Origin of the sequence: Sorangium sp. So ce385, assembly GCF_051474135.1 — a bacterium.
Taxonomy (GTDB): Bacteria; Myxococcota_A; Polyangia; order Polyangiales; family Polyangiaceae; genus Sorangium; species Sorangium cellulosum_D.
This window is the reverse complement of record NZ_CP150337.1, coordinates 10,582,798-10,596,442: the sequence shown is the minus strand read 5'-3', so window position 1 is coordinate 10,596,442 and position 13,645 is coordinate 10,582,798. Positions and strand designations below refer to the sequence as shown.

Annotated in this window: 10 protein-coding genes; 5 read left to right on the top strand and 5 right to left on the bottom strand. The window is 73.3% G+C overall.

Translation table 11 applies throughout. The annotated features are described in order from the left end of the window. Window positions 1-102: 102 nt before the first annotated feature. Together WME83_RS38770 and WME83_RS38765 are read left to right on the top strand one after the other, a co-directional pair. The gene (locus WME83_RS38770) at window positions 103-276 is read left to right on the top strand and encodes a hypothetical protein (protein ID WP_437314731.1); all 174 of its coding nucleotides are present in this window, start codon (window positions 103-105) and stop codon (window positions 274-276) included. 255 nt (window positions 277-531) lie between these two features. Further along, window positions 532-972, top strand: coding sequence for a hypothetical protein (locus WME83_RS38765; RefSeq protein WP_437314730.1), 441 nt, complete (start codon window positions 532-534; stop codon window positions 970-972). A gap of 193 nt (window positions 973-1,165) precedes the next feature. Here the strand turns inward: WME83_RS38765 and WME83_RS38760 are convergent, their stop codons facing one another. From WME83_RS38760 to WME83_RS38740, 5 genes are all read right to left on the bottom strand, one after another. Beyond that, entirely contained in the window at window positions 1,166-2,110 is a 945-nt protein-coding gene (locus WME83_RS38760) for an IS1 family transposase (RefSeq protein ID WP_437314729.1), read from the bottom strand. Window positions 2,111-2,632: 522 nt separating this feature from the next. Further along, window positions 2,633-4,864, bottom strand: coding sequence for an ATP-binding protein (locus WME83_RS38755; RefSeq protein ID WP_437314728.1), 2,232 nt, complete (start codon window positions 4,862-4,864; stop codon window positions 2,633-2,635). Beyond that, window positions 4,861-6,810: an ATP-binding protein gene (locus tag WME83_RS38750; RefSeq protein WP_437314727.1), complete on the bottom strand. Its 1,950-nt coding sequence runs from the start codon at window positions 6,808-6,810 to the stop codon at window positions 4,861-4,863. The genes WME83_RS38755 and WME83_RS38750 overlap by 4 nt, the downstream gene beginning before the upstream one ends. A 220-nt stretch (window positions 6,811-7,030) precedes the next feature. Continuing rightward, entirely contained in the window at window positions 7,031-8,089 is a 1,059-nt protein-coding gene (locus tag WME83_RS38745) for a YihY/virulence factor BrkB family protein (RefSeq protein WP_437314726.1), read from the bottom strand. Window positions 8,090-8,369: 280 nt separating this feature from the next. Further along, entirely contained in the window at window positions 8,370-8,711 is a 342-nt protein-coding gene (locus tag WME83_RS38740; protein ID WP_020739604.1) for a hypothetical protein, read from the bottom strand. A gap of 148 nt (window positions 8,712-8,859) precedes the next feature. On the opposite strand from WME83_RS38740, the gene WME83_RS38735 reads away from it, so the two are divergent. The 3 genes from WME83_RS38735 (at window position 8,860) to WME83_RS38725 (ending at window position 13,615) form a co-directional block, all read left to right on the top strand. Then, window positions 8,860-11,850 (top strand): TIGR03960 family B12-binding radical SAM protein, encoded by a 2,991-nt coding sequence (locus tag WME83_RS38735; protein ID WP_437314725.1) that lies wholly within the window; start codon window positions 8,860-8,862, stop codon window positions 11,848-11,850. A 108-nt stretch (window positions 11,851-11,958) separates the two neighbouring features. Next, complete coding sequence (locus WME83_RS38730; protein ID WP_437314724.1) at window positions 11,959-12,648, top strand: sensor histidine kinase; 690 nt, start codon at window positions 11,959-11,961, stop codon at window positions 12,646-12,648. Between the two features lie 91 nt (window positions 12,649-12,739). After that, complete coding sequence (locus tag WME83_RS38725) at window positions 12,740-13,615, top strand: Uma2 family endonuclease (protein ID WP_437322092.1); 876 nt, start codon at window positions 12,740-12,742, stop codon at window positions 13,613-13,615. The last annotated feature ends 30 nt before the right edge of the window (window positions 13,616-13,645 follow it).

The following is a 13,645-nucleotide window of genomic DNA, read 5'->3' as shown; positions in this document are numbered from 1 at the left end:
AACCATCAGGGTCAGGGTGGGCATCGAGGCTGAGAGCGGTACCGGTTTGAATTTCAATTCACCCCCGAGGCGAGCGTCCACGCGCAGGTTGAAGCGCGCGAGATGCTGGGAGCTCTGGCCGACCTGCCGCCCTGGCAGCGCGAGGCGCTCCTAGCCGTCGACCTGCCGGCGTCGCTCGTCCAGTACGCGAAGGCGCGCGGCATGAGCCCGGGGACCGCAGCGAGCCGGCTCCGCATCGCCCGCGCGGCCCTCGCTCGCGCCCTCCGGCGTCGCTGACGCAAGATCTACCACCTGTTCACTTTGTCCCGTTTCGCGGGCCGATTTAGCAGCCCGGCGACAGATCGCGCTTGACTGCTCGTCGAAACAAAGGTCGCGTCCATAGACGAAAGGCCGGGTGGCTAGACCCGGCCTCTCTGGACCGATCCGACGGGCGGACCGGGAACGGCTCTCACCGCACTGAGGGCATGGTGCCCTATTCCGCTCCGCTCGTCAAGGGTCGTCCGCACGGCTTATCACGCGCGGGAGTGTCACATGGGAAGACTTCAGAGAATTCAGCTTGAGCTGAACGTATCCAATCAGCTTACGCAGGATGAGAAGAAGACATCTTCGCTGCAGAAGAGTCTAGTATCCAGACTGCTGGAACACCTGGGCGAAGGGGCGCAGTTGGCGGAAATCGTGGCGCCAGAAAAGTGCAACACAATAGACAGGTATACGTACGTTGACAAGCATGGCGCTGCGGTTTCGCAGGTTGTTGCGATTGTAAACGTTTCTGCTGGCAATAAGCCGATTCAGCTTCGCACTACGGGCACATTGCGCGTGCGCAAAAACCCCAATGGAGACGGGCATGAGATTACGTTTTCAGATCAGCGCTTCGTTATGCGATCTGACTCGCCAACTGATGTAGACGAAGCCGTCGACATTATTGGCAACATCATCGAGAAAGACCTCAAGTCCGCTGGTGTCCGTCGCTAATCCAACGGATTGTGGCTCCATAGTCGTCCACGATATGAAGCCAGTTCTGCGGATCTTTTACCACGATCGTGTGTCCAATGGTGCCGTCTCGTAGGTAAGTTGGCAACTCGCCTTGCGCCTGCATGTTGCGAAGCGACGGAGACGCCGATATCACCGATCGTGCTGCGGCGACGATGGCCGGATCCGTCATCGCCTAAACCAACCTGAGAAATCCACGGCCACCGGGCAGCTCGCGAGCAGGGCGCTCCTCTGCGCCGGGCCGCACCTGAAGCTTGAGCGGCTGCGGCGCGGGCGGTGCGGTCTCGCCCTCGGCAAGCGCAGCGGTCACGAGCTCCGCGAGCGTCCACGGGTTCGGGACGACCCTCGCCGCAACGGCCGGCGTGGTGCCCAGGGAGCCGTGGAGTCTCACGAAGTTGTAGTAGCAGATCCCCAACGCGACCGCGGCGCAGTGCCCGCGCAAGGTCTTCGAGAACGCCAGGCAGAGCCGGCGCGTGCGGCCGACCGTGTGGCGCGTGGTCAGATTAAACCGCTCCACGTAGGACGTGGACAGGAGTTCATCGCGCGGCGCGCCGAAGATCGGTTTCTTCGTGATGAACGGGTCGCGCGGCGGCTCGTAACGGTAATCAGGGCGTTGAGACCCGCCACGGCTGAAGTTCTTGACGCACTGGCCGTAGTCGACGGCGCCCTTGAAGTTCCAGCCGACGGCGTTTGGATACGACTGCCACCCATCGCTCGTGATGTGCGGAACGACGGACAGACGCGACCGCAGATCTTCGATGAAGAGGTGCGTGTTCACGTCGTCGCGCTTGCCGACGTGGAACGAGATCGCCAGCTTCGTGTTCGCGTCCAGAGCGACGTACAGATAGGCGTCTCCGCGCTCCTCCGGCTCGTCAGGCTTCACGCGAGACTGCTTCTTCTGGACGAAGCTCCACTGCTCATCCACCTGCACGACGTGGCAGGCCAGGTCGCGCATCATCCGGTTGTGGAGGCGGGCGCAGCCCTCGCCAACGCGCAGGGCAAGCGCCATCACGGTTTCCTTGTCGACGCCGATCATGCGCGCGGTCGCGCGGATCGAGTTGCCTTCGCAGAGCGCAGAAACGACGCGAACGCGCGTCTCCAGCGGGAGAGGTGCGGGCACAGCTTGCCTTTCTCCCGGCGCTGGCCCATGATCGCGGTGCGACGCGCGTCCGACGGGCCCACCGCCGGATGTTTCGCAGCCCCGCTCCCGGTTGCAGCCGAGGGCGGGGCGCTTTGCTTTGTGCCCTGAAGGTAACACGAAACCGCTGTGTTTCCCGGCATTCCAGGAAGCCTGTGGCCAGGCTATGTCATAGCCGAGCGCCCCTATGGACGGCTGCGTCCGCGCGTCGAGCGGCGACAATGCACCTTCGCGCGATGTTGTCAACATGGTGCTTCGGTGATCCATGTTTGGCCGGCCAGGAAGCGGCGTCGCGACAGATTCCGCGTCTACTCAGTAGACAGGGTGTCCGGTACGCGCCGCGCGAGTGTCCGGATCCACGCCTGACACGGAACCATTCCGGACACCACCTCCGGACAGCCTCCGGTTTGAATTTCAATTCACCCCGGCGCCGCCGGACACCCCTCGGCTCGCGCTGAACGCCTCCCCCTCGCGCACGCCGCTCCTCCGGCCCGCCCGACCGCCTCACGCCGCCGCCGCGGCCGACTGGAACGCCCGCGACAGCTCCACCGGCGCCGGGAGCGCCGCGCTCGCGAGGCCGCGCCGCGCCACCGCGAGCCAGCGCATCGGGTCGGCGACCGCGCCGCTCGCGATCGCGGCGAGCAGGCGGCGGCGCATCCAGTCCTTGCGGCGGTAGAAGCTCGTGCCGTGCTCGGCCGTGGGGCGCGGGACGTAGCTCGCCAGCGAGACGTGCGTCTTCTCGTGGAGCAGCAGATCCGTGAGCGCCGTGAACGCAGCCGCGTCGTCCCGCAGGAGCACCGCCGTGAGCAGCGTCCGCACCCGCGACGAGGCGATGTTCACGCTGATCCCGCTCCCGTCGGTGTGCGCCATCTCGTCGGGGCCGTAGAGATCCTGGTGCACCCAGATCGGCGACGTCGGCAGATCCGCCGCCTCCGAGATCGCCGCGTCGAGCCGCTCGATGACCGTCATGGCCGCGGCCACGGCGCGGACGCCGGGCACCTCGGCCGCGATCGAGAGGAGCGCGTCGCGCGAGGTGCGCGGCATCGGGCACGGCGCGGCGCTCGACGGGCGCTGCGGCGCCGCCGCGGCGGCCTCGGCGAGCGGCGGCGAGGCCGCGCCCTCGCTCGCGAGCCGCCGCCAGAACGCCTGCGCGAGCGGCTCGTCGATCGCGAGGTACACGAGCTCCCCCGCCCGCGCGCCCGGCGCCTCCCGCCCGGCAGCCTCGGGCGCCGCGGTGCCGCCGAGCGGCGCGCGGGCGGCGCTCCGCGCGCCGCTCGGCAGGGAGGCCTCGAGCGGGCGGAGCACGCCGTCCCGGTGCGCCTTGAGCAGCTCGCGCAGCGTGAGCGGCGCGCTCCGGGCGTGGAGCTGGCCGAGCAGCGCGGACGGCGCCGCCCCCGGGGGCCGCGGGCCGGCGTCGACCACGATCGACCGGAAGAGCGGCGCGTCGAGCAGCCCGCTCGCGAAGCGGATGACCTGCTCGGGGGCCGCCACCGTGGGGGTGCGCGCGCCCGGATCGAGCTCGTCCACCACCTGGGCGGAGGCGATGGTGATGCTCTCGCCGAGCAGCGCCGCCTGCACGAGCCGGTCGAGCACCGACGAGAGCCGGTGATCCACCGCGCGCAGGAGCTCGCGGTCGTACAGGGCGTCGCGCAGGATGAAGCGCTCGAACGCGGCGACGAGCGCCGCCTCGACGGCCGTGGACGCGCTCGCCGCGACCGCCGAGCGGCCCTTGTTGAGCGGCACCGCGAGCGGCAGCTCCGCGACCAGGCCGAAGCCGGCCGCCGTGATCGCGCGCGCGAGCTCCCGGTGCAGCCCGAGCTCGGGGCCGGGGAAGGGGTCGATCCGCGTCGCCACCGTGAGCCCCTTCTGGGTGATCGTGAGCTGCGGCTCGACGCCGTCGCCCCGCCCCACGAGGAGCTCGACCGCGCCGCAGAGCTCGCCCGACGGCGGCAGCCGGAGCGGCACCTCGGCGGCGCGGCGGAGGCGCGCCCGCGCCGTGTTGACGAGCGCGCCGTCGACGTAGATCCGCGCGACGGCCGGGTCGACGAGCCCCACCGCCGCGGCCACCTCGGCGGCGAGCGCCGGCCGCGAGATCGGCTGCGCGAGCGAGAGCCGCACCGAGGTGCCCGTCGTCGACCGGCGCGGCGGCGCGGCGGCGCCCGCGAGGCCGGGCGGCGGCGCGGCCGAGGAGCGGGGCAGGGACAGGAGCGTCCACGAGAAGTCGTCGTAGGGCGGCCCCGCGCCGAGCGGCGCCACGAGCAGCCGGTGCCCGCCCGAGGGCGTCGCCGTGACCACCTCGATCCACGGCGCGATCTCCAGCGCCGAGAAGAAGCCGATCCCGTGCTCGCCGATCGCGTCGGGCTCGCCCGCCTTGCCGCTCCGGAAGGGGACGAGCAGGTCGGCGAGGAGCTCGGTCCGGCTCATGCCGCGGCCCTGGTCGGCGACCGAGATCTCGCGCCCGTCCTCGGTCGAGCGGACGTCGATGCGGGCGCCGGGGGGCGAGGCGTCGAGCGCGTTCTGGAGCAGCTCGCGGAGCGGGCCGATCCGCGACGACGCCTGCGCGTAGATGGTGCGCGAGAGGATGCGCTGCGCGAGGTCGGGCACCGTGGCCTCGCCGCGGCAGGCGGCGACGAGCGCGAGGCGCTCCGCGCTGCTCGCCTGGAGGTACGCCTCGGCGCGCCCGTGGATCCGCACGAGGAGCAGCTCCGAGAAAAGCCCGTACGAGATCTGGGTCATGGATCGCCTCCGGACGTCCTTTCGCCGGGCCCGAGCGCGGCGCACGCCGCCCCGTCCACGGGTTCGCCGACGATGAGATCGCGCTCGAGATCGGCCTCGCGCACCCCGGAGGCCCGGTCGAAGGCGGCCCGCAGCGCGTACCGGTCGCACCAGCCCGCGGGCCGCCGCACCGCCGCGCTGTCGTCGCGGATGAGCAGCAGCCGGCGCGTGCCGAGGCACGGCAGCGGGCCCGCCGGGCGCCGCGCCGGCGCGTCCGGGGACGGGAGCGCGCCCGGCGCCCGGCGCGCCGCCGCGCCCGCGCCGCCGCCCGCCTGGGGCCGGCCGCGGCAGAGGGCGACCATGGTCGTGTGCGGGCTCACCGCGCGCGCGACGAGCAGCGGCAGCCCGGCGAGATCGCCGCGGCGCCGCGCCAGGGCCGCGAGCGTCTCCGGCGGGTCGAACTCGAGCTCGTCCTCGAGGAGCTCGCGCTCGCCGGGCAGGTGGGGCTGCCACTCGCGCTCGGCCCAGAAGCTCTCGGGCACGAAGAGCCGATCGGCCACGCTCGGCCCGAGGAACCCGAGCAGCGCCTCGCGCCGCTCGGGGTTCACCATGCAGCGCCCCGGGCCGAGCAGGGCGCGCGCGAGCTCGACGGCCACCTCGTCCCAGCCCGCGGACTGCAGCATGAGCGCGCTGATCTGCGCGGCCATCTCGGCGAGCCGGTCGCGCGCGCGCCGGCCCTCGCCGCCCTCCGCGGCGATCTGGATGAGCCGCCGGTAGAACGCCGTCGCGGCCGCGGTGAACGCCGGCCCGACCTTGAGCGCGTCGCGCCCCTCGGTCAGCTCCACGGCGGCCGGAAAGTCGATGAGCGCGAGCTCGGCCACGGCGAGGCACGCCTCGACCTTGACCCCGGCGTGGAAGGTGGCCGCCGAGATGCTCGGGAGCAGCGCCCGCCCGCCGACGTGGAAGCGCGCGACGAGCGCGCCGTCGCGCCCCTCCGCGAGGCGGGCGCGCGCCTCCTCCGCGGGCGGGCCGCTCGCCGCGGCGGGGGGCGGGCCGCTCGCCGCGGTGGGGCGCGGGCCGCTCGCCGCGGGAGGGTCGTCCGCGTCGGCGGCCGGCGCGGCCGCGATGCGCTCCTCGACGAGCCGACCGCCCGAGATCAGCCGGCCGTCGTTCACGGCCGCGCCGTCGAGCAGCACGAGGGCGCGGCTCGCGGGGAAGAAGTGGAGCGCGTCGCGCAGGTAAGCGCGGACCGCGCTCGACTCGAGCAGCGACGACGTGACGCGCACGCGCGTGCCGAGCAGCGGCGCGATCCGGCGCACCGAGCACATCAGCGCGGCGGTGAGCTCGGGCGACGCGCGGCCGCGGGCGCGCTCGGGCTCGTCGGGGGTGCGCTCGGGCGCGTCGCCCAGGCTGGGCCAGGCCACGACGCGGATCGCCCACCCCTCGATGCCGTCGCCGGTGGTGAGGTGCAGGCTGAAGCTCTCCGGGTCCGAGAGCCCGAGGCCGAGCACCGAGAAGAACCCGACCCCGAACCGGCCGAGATCGATCCCGGGCCGCTTGTCTGTCGCGAACGGGATGAGCAGCCGTGAGAGGATTGCCCGGAGCCCCATGCCGGCGCCGGTGTCGCTGACGTCGACGCGCCCGTCGATGACGGCGACGTCGACGAGCGGCTGCGGCGCGCGGGCCGCGTCGGCGGCGTTGAGCACGAGCTCGATGAGCGGCCGGAGCGGGTGCCCGAACTGGCGGGAGATCTCCTCGTCGAGGATCTTGATCAGGTAGGCGCGGTCGATGGGGGGCTCGGCGATGTCGCGCTGCCCTGCGCAGAGCGCGTCGAGGGCCGGTCGGTGCAGGCCGATGGCGACGAGCTCGTGCAGCGCTCCCAGAAAGTACAGCCCGGCGTCCCCTTTCGGAGGCGCGGCGCGCCGGCTGCCGCCCCCGTCACCCCCCGCTCCGTAGTGCGCGTGCACGCTCGACTGCTCCCCCTCACGCCCGCCCTCGACATCCCCCTGCGCGAAGTGCGCGCACCCACCGTGCGAATGCGCGCCGAGTGAGCGCCGAGCGGCGAACGATCGGCGGAGCTTTCACCGCCCGTGCCGAGCCGATCCGTCGGGCGGCGGCCGTCCGTCCTTCAGCGCGCGGCCGCCGGGGGCGGCGGGAGCGCGCGGCCGCCGGGGGCGGCGGGGCCTGCTACCCCGCGGCTTGCCGCTGCGGCGGCGAGCTCGGGGAGCCGCGCTCTTCGTCTTCGTCCGCCTCGCCCTGGGCGTCGCGGCGCTGCGCCGCGGCGCCGCGGGGGAGCGCCGCGCTCTGGGGCAGCGTCGCGCTCTGGGGCAGCGGCGTGGCGCTCTGGGGCAGCGGCGTGGGGCTCAGGGCAGGGTCGGTGAGCTGGGCCAGCTCGGAGAGCTCCAGCGCGCTCCACTTGCCGGGGGGCGGGACCGACAGCACCCCGGCGCGCTCGCGCTCCAGGCGCGCGTTCAGCTCGCCGCCGATGAGCAGCGCCAGGGCCAGGAGCCACAGCCAGAACAGGAAGATCGCGACGGTCGCGAGGCTCCCGTAGAACGTGGCGTAGCGGCCGAGCGTGGCGACGTAGAGCGAGAACAGGGTCGACACGACCGACCAGAGCACCACGGTGAGCACCGCGCCCGGGAAGATCCGGCGCCGCTCGATGTTCGGGCGCTGGATCGAGAGCCGGAAGAACGCGGCCACCATGCAGGTGACGAGCCCGGCCGGGAGGGCGAAGGCGACGATGCGGGCGCCGATCGAGCCGGAGAGCGAGCCGATCAGCACGCCGACGCCGGCGACCACGGGCACCACGGCCAGGCTGGCCATCACGCACGCCGCCGCGATCGCCCTGCGGACGTACCAGGGGCGCTCGCGCGTGTTGTAGATGGTGTCGAACACGCCCATGGCGGTCGAGAGCCCGGAGGACGTGATCCAGAGGAAGCCGGTGATGCTGATGGGGGCGACCGCCGACGACTGCGAGAGCCGGAAGAGCTCCTCTGAGACGAGGTTGGCGACCTCCGGGGGCGCGGCCTTGAGGAGCGGCTGGACCACGAGGTCCGACCACTCCTTGGTCCGGCTGAGCACGTAGCCGGCGAAGGCGGCGAGGGGGATCAGGCTGAGGAACGCGTCGAAGGCCATCGCGCTCGCGGCCCGCGGCCCGTTGTGGCGGTCCAGGCTGACGATGACGCTCCACACCGCCTTCGCGGCGCGGTGGCGCTCGATGTGTCGCCGGATCGCAGATGGCACGGGCGCAGCGTCGCTCTCCCGGGTGCGGGGCGCAATACCATCCGCCGCGCGGGAGAGGCGCGGCGATCTCGGGACAGCGGCAACTTCCGGCGGCGCAGCCGGAGGCGCGCGCCGAGGACGCAGGGCGGCGGCGTCCGTGCGGGGCAGTCCCACACGCTGGAGCGCGTGACGGGCGCGTGACGACCGCGTGGCGCGAGCGCGGAGATGAGCCGCGCGCGGGTCGCGATGGGCGCTCTGGCGGGGCGGCGCGCTTCAGGCCTCGGCGATCGTGCCGGCGCGCCTAGGCGTCGGCGTTCCTGTCGGCCGCGAGGAGGCTCTGCACCGCGTAGGGCACCGACTCGACGCCCGCGAGCTCGGCGAGGGCGTAGGCGATGTGCTCGCGGCTCGCGTGCGGCGGGATGCCGACGATCGCCCACGAGCCCCCCTCGCCGCGCTGCAGGTTGCTCCCGCGCTCGACGCGGAGCGCCGCGATGGCCGGGTAGACGGCGACGGTCATCCGCTTCGGCCGGAGGCGGTCCAGCGCGCGCATGGCGAAGGCGATCCGGTCGAACTCGCTGGGATCGCGGTACTCGACGTGCCGCTGCCGATCGATCTCCACGTGGTGGGCATCCCGCTCGCGCACGGGGTGAGCATAGCCCAAGCGGGCCGCCGCGCCGCTCCGGGCCCGCGGCGACCCCCGGGCCGCTGCCGGCCGCGACAGCGGGCGGGCGCCCGGAGCCCGGGGCCCGCGGATGCCGCCACGCGCCGGCCATGCTACGCGCCGGAGCGCCATGGACAGCCTCCCCCTGCTCGCCGACCACCCGTACGCCTCCTTTCTCGATCAGGTCGAGAAGCCCGCGCGCTACGCGGGCGGCGAGGTCGGCTCGGTCGTGAAGGACTGGGCGTCGGTCGAGGCGCGCGTCTGCCTCGCCTTCCCCGACGTCTACGACATCGGGATGAGCCACCTCGGCTTCAAGATCCTCTACAAGCTCCTGAACGACGACCCGCGCACGCTGGCCGAGCGCTGCTATGCGCCGTGGGTCGACATGGAGGCGCAGCTCGTGAAGCGCGGGCTGCCGCTCGTCTCGCTCGAGTCCGCGCGGCCGCTCCGGGACTTCGACGTGGTGGGCTTCTCCCTGCAGTTCGAGCTCACCTACTCCAACATCCTCACGATGCTGCACCTCGGCGGCGTCCCCCTGCGCGCGGAGGACCGCGGCGAGGACGACCCGATCGTCATCGCGGGCGGCCCGACGGCGACCCACCCCGAGCCGGTCGCCCCCTTCCTCGACGCCCTCGTCATCGGCGACGGCGAGGAGAAGGCGACCGAGGTCGCCCTCACGTGGACCCGGCTCAAGCGGGAGGGCGTGCCGCGGCGCGAGCGGCTCGCCGCGATCGCGCGCCTCGGCGCGGTGTACGTGCCCTCGCTCTACGCGACCCGGCTCGACCCCGACACCGGCCTCGAGGTCGTCGACCGCCCGCTCGTCGACGGCATCCCGTTCCCCATCGACCGCGCCCTGGTCGACCTGAACCGGTACCCGTTCCCGGACGAGAGCCCCACCGGCGGCCCCGAGGCCATCTTCGACCGCATGTCGATCGAGATCGCCCGCGGCTGCACCGAGGGGTGCCGCTTCTGCCAGGCCGGCATGATCTACCGCCCGGTCCGCGAGCGCGATCCCGAGCAGATCGTCGACACCGTGATGCGCGCGGTGCAGAAGTCCGGCCAGGACGAGGTCTCGCTCACGGCGCTGTCGACGGCCGACGTCTCGTGCATCTCGCCGCTCGTCAAGAAGGTCACCGACCGCCTCACGAAGGAGCGCATCTCGCTCGGCGTCTCGTCGCTGCGCGCCTACGGGCTCGAGCCCGACCTCCTCGACGAGCTCAAGCGCGTGCGCGCCACGGGCCTCACGTTCGCGCCCGAGGCGGGGACCCAGAGGATGCGCGACGTCGTGAACAAGAACGTCACGGAGGAGCAGCTCCTCGAGACGGCCGAGCGCGTGTTCAGCCGCGGCTGGGGCAAGATGAAGCTCTACTTCATGATCGGCCTCCCGACCGAGACCGACGAGGACGTGCGCGGCATCGTCGAGACGGGCGCCCGCGCGGCCGGCGCCGGGCGGAGAGCGGCCGGCAAGGGCAAGCCGGTCGACGTGACCGTCAGCGTCTCGACCCACGTGCCGAAGCCGCACACCCCGTTCCAGTGGGCGGCGATGGACCCGCTCGCCGAGGTCGGGCGCAAGCAGCAGCTGCTCCGGGACACGGTGCGGCCCTACCGCGCCGTCACGCTGAAGACGCACGAGGCCCACGCCAGCGTCCTCGAGGGCATCTTCGCCCGCGGCGACCGCCCCCTCGCCGACGTCCTCGAGCGGGCGTGGCGGAACGGCGCTCGCTTCGACTCGTGGGACGATCAGCTCAAGCTGTCCGTGTGGGAGGAGGCGTTCGCGCATTTCGGCGTCGACCGGGCGAAGTACCTCGGCACCCTCCCGGTGACGGCGCGGCTGCCCTGGGATCACATCGACGTCGGCCTCGAGGAGGGCTTCCTCGCGAAGGAGTACAGGAAGGCGCTCCAGAGCCGCCTCAGCCCGCCGTGCGGCAAGGTCGCCGGCACGTTCGTGCACCACACGAACCTCGAGGACGCCAGGGCCGATACGCGGCGGCTCGTCTGCTACGACTGCGGCGTCGCCTGCGACATGACGCAGATGCGCGAGGAGCGGCTGACCTTCCTCGACCGGCTCGGCGCCCACAAGCGGTCGCTGCCGGTGCTCACCGACGCGGCCGCCTCGCTGCCGGCAGACGCCGCGCCGTCGCCCGAGGATCCGGCCCGCGCCGAGGCGGCGGCGCCCCCGCGCGCCGAGGTGGCGGCGCCCCCGCGCGCCGAGGCCGCAGCACTCCCGCGCGCCGAGGCGGCGGCGCCCCCGCGCGCGCCCGCGCCGAAGGGGCGCGGCGGCTTCCGTTACCGCTTCTGCTTCGAGAAGACCGGCCCGATGGCGCTGCTCGGCCACCTGGACGTCGTGCGCGAGCTGCCGCGCGTGCTCCGGCGCGTCGGCGCGCCGATGACCTACACCGCGGGCTTCCACCCGAAGCCCGACATGACGTTCTCGCCGGCGCTCTCGCTCGGCGTCATCAGCCTCGATGAGTACGTCGACCTCCGCCTCGAGCGCGACCTCGACCCGGCCGCGCTCGAGGCGCTCGTCGCCTCGATGTCGGCCGCGAGCCCCCGCGGGCTCGCGTTCCGCGGCGCCGTGAAGCTCGGCCCCGAGGACCCTTCCCTGAGCAAGCTGATCGCCGGCGCGCGCTACGCGCTCGCGTTCGCGCGCTCGTCGATCGGCGCCGACGCCGAGGCGGTCCTCGCGGCCCGCTGCAGCGCCGCCCTCTCGGCCGCGTCGCTCCCGATCCGCCGGGAGATCGAGCGGATCGCGAAGATGGTCGACGTGCGCCAGTACCTCGTGCGGGCCGAGGTGGGCGGGCCCGACGTGCTCTCGGCGCTCGCGCGCGCGGGGCTCGTCGGCGATCTCGTCGCCCTGGAGGTCGAGGTCGACATCCGCGGCTCGGGCGCGGTGAAATCCTCCGAGGTCGCGGCGGTGATCGCGGGCGAGCCCGGGGGGGCGCCGGGCGCGATCGCGCCCCCGCCGCACCGCGCCGTGCGGCTTCAGCTGTTCGGCCGCGCCGCGCCGTCGGGCTCCGCCGCGGGCGAGCGCTTCTCGCTCTTCGACCTCGAGCGGGCGCGTCGCGTCAAGTCGGCCCCGGAGCGGGCGCCGTCCCCGGCGCTCGCCGCGGACGCCGAGTGAGCCAGCCCGGGACGGTCGCACCGCAAAGATCCTCCGGGTGAGGTCATCGCGTCGCCCTCGGAGCGCGCGGGCGATCGCCCGCGGATCGGCTACGCTGCGGTCCGCTTTATGGCAAAAGAGGGTCACGAGACCGAATGCTGCGCCGCGCGCCTCGCCGCGGCGGGAGCGGTTGGTGCGAGCGTCGCCCATGAGCTGCGCAACGCCCTCGCGGTCGCGGAGTCGTCGCTCTACCTCGCGCAGCGCGACCTCGACGATCGGCCCCGCCTGCTGCGCCACCTCGACCGGGTGACGTGCGAGATCCGCAAGGCGCACGAGGTCATCGGCAGCGTCCTCGGGCTGGCGCGCGGCGAGCCGCTGCGGCGCGAGCCGGCGCACGTCGGCAAGCTCATCGAGAGCGCTCGGCACGCGTTGGTCCTGCCCACGGCGGTCCGCTTCGAGGTCGCCGTCGCGCCGGCCGACCTCACGCTCCTGTGCGACCCCATCCTGCTCGAGCGCGTCTTTTCGAACCTCTACCTCAACGCCATCGAGGCGCTCGACAACGCCCCTGGCGGCTCGATCGTCACGCGCGCGTGGCGAGGCGACGAGCGCACGTACCTCGAGGTCGAGGACAACGGCCCCGGCGTCCACCCTTGCGTGGTCGACCACCTCTTCGAGCCGCTCGTGACCGCCAAGGTGAAGGGGACCGGCCTCGGGCTCGCGCTGAGCCGGGTCATCATCGAGGCGCACGGCGGCGAGATCACGGCGACGACGGGCCGGTGCGCGGGCACGGCGTTCCGCATGTGGCTGCCGAGCCAGTAGGCGGGGGCGCCGGCCGGGCCGTAGCCGCGCTCATGCCGGGCGCGCCGCCCGCCGGGGTGCGCCGCCCGCATGCTATCGTCCTCTCATGTCCATGCAGGCCAAGCGCCGTCCGGCGGAACGCGGCCCGTTTCGACCGGAGCACCTCCGCTCGGGCGCTCCGTACGAGCTGTCGAATGGCCACCCCGTGTACTGCGCCCCCACGGGCGGGCGAGCCTCCGGGCCGAACCACCTGGGCAGCTCGGTCGTCGGGTGGGATCCGGCGGTCAAGGAGGCGGGCGTGGACACGGGGTATTCCCTGGGGCCGGGCACCCTCCGGGCGCCGGACGTGGCGGTGGGGAACGTGCCCGACCGGCCCGGCTGGGTGAAGGGGGTACCGGAGCTCGCCATCGAGTACGCCGACGTGGGGCAGGACGAGAAGGAGCTCGCGGAGAAGATCGACGAGCTGCTCGCGGCCGGCACGAAGCTCGTGTGGGTGGTGCGCCTCAACGGCCCACGGCGGGTCGAGGTGCACGAGCCCCGACGGAAGGTGCGGGTCGTGCTCCCCGGGCAGCTGCTGAGCGCGCCGGGCATCCTGAAGAACGCGTTCCCGGTCGAGGCGCTCTACGATCGCAGCGAGGCGGAGAAGGCCACGCTGACCAACCTGCTCCAGCGGCGCGGCTACGAGGACCTCGACGCCGTGCTCGCTGCAGGGCGCGAGGAGGGCCGAGAAGAGGGCCGAGAAGAGGGCCGAGAAGAGGGCCGAGAAGAGGGCCGCGAAGAGGGCCGCGAAGAGGGCCGCGAGGAAGGGATCCTCGAGGGCAAGCGCGATGCGCTGCGGCGCGTCCTCGATCGGCGAGGGCTGCGGCTCACGAAGTCGGCGGCGGCGAAGATCGCGTCGTGCAGGAGCGAGCGCGAGCTCGATGGCTGGCTCGACCGCGCCCTCGTCGCGTCGACCACGGCCGAGGTGTTCAGGCGCGCGGCCGGCTGACGCGCCCCGTCGACACCGCGCCCGCGCGCC

Excerpts from the sequence above, each read along its gene's own strand:
- WME83_RS38770 (WP_437314731.1), top strand. The coding sequence starts at position 103 with ATGCTGGGAGCTCTGGCCGACCTGCCGCCCTGGCAGCGCGAGGCGCTC.
- WME83_RS38765 (WP_437314730.1), top strand. The coding sequence starts at position 532 with ATGGGAAGACTTCAGAGAATTCAGCTTGAGCTGAACGTATCCAATCAG.
- WME83_RS38755 (WP_437314728.1), bottom strand. The coding sequence starts at position 4,864 with ATGACCCAGATCTCGTACGGGCTTTTCTCGGAGCTGCTCCTCGTGCGG.
- WME83_RS38735 (WP_437314725.1), top strand. The coding sequence starts at position 8,860 with ATGGACAGCCTCCCCCTGCTCGCCGACCACCCGTACGCCTCCTTTCTC.
- WME83_RS38730 (WP_437314724.1), top strand. The coding sequence starts at position 11,959 with ATGGCAAAAGAGGGTCACGAGACCGAATGCTGCGCCGCGCGCCTCGCC.
- WME83_RS38725 (WP_437322092.1), top strand. The coding sequence starts at position 12,740 with ATGCAGGCCAAGCGCCGTCCGGCGGAACGCGGCCCGTTTCGACCGGAG.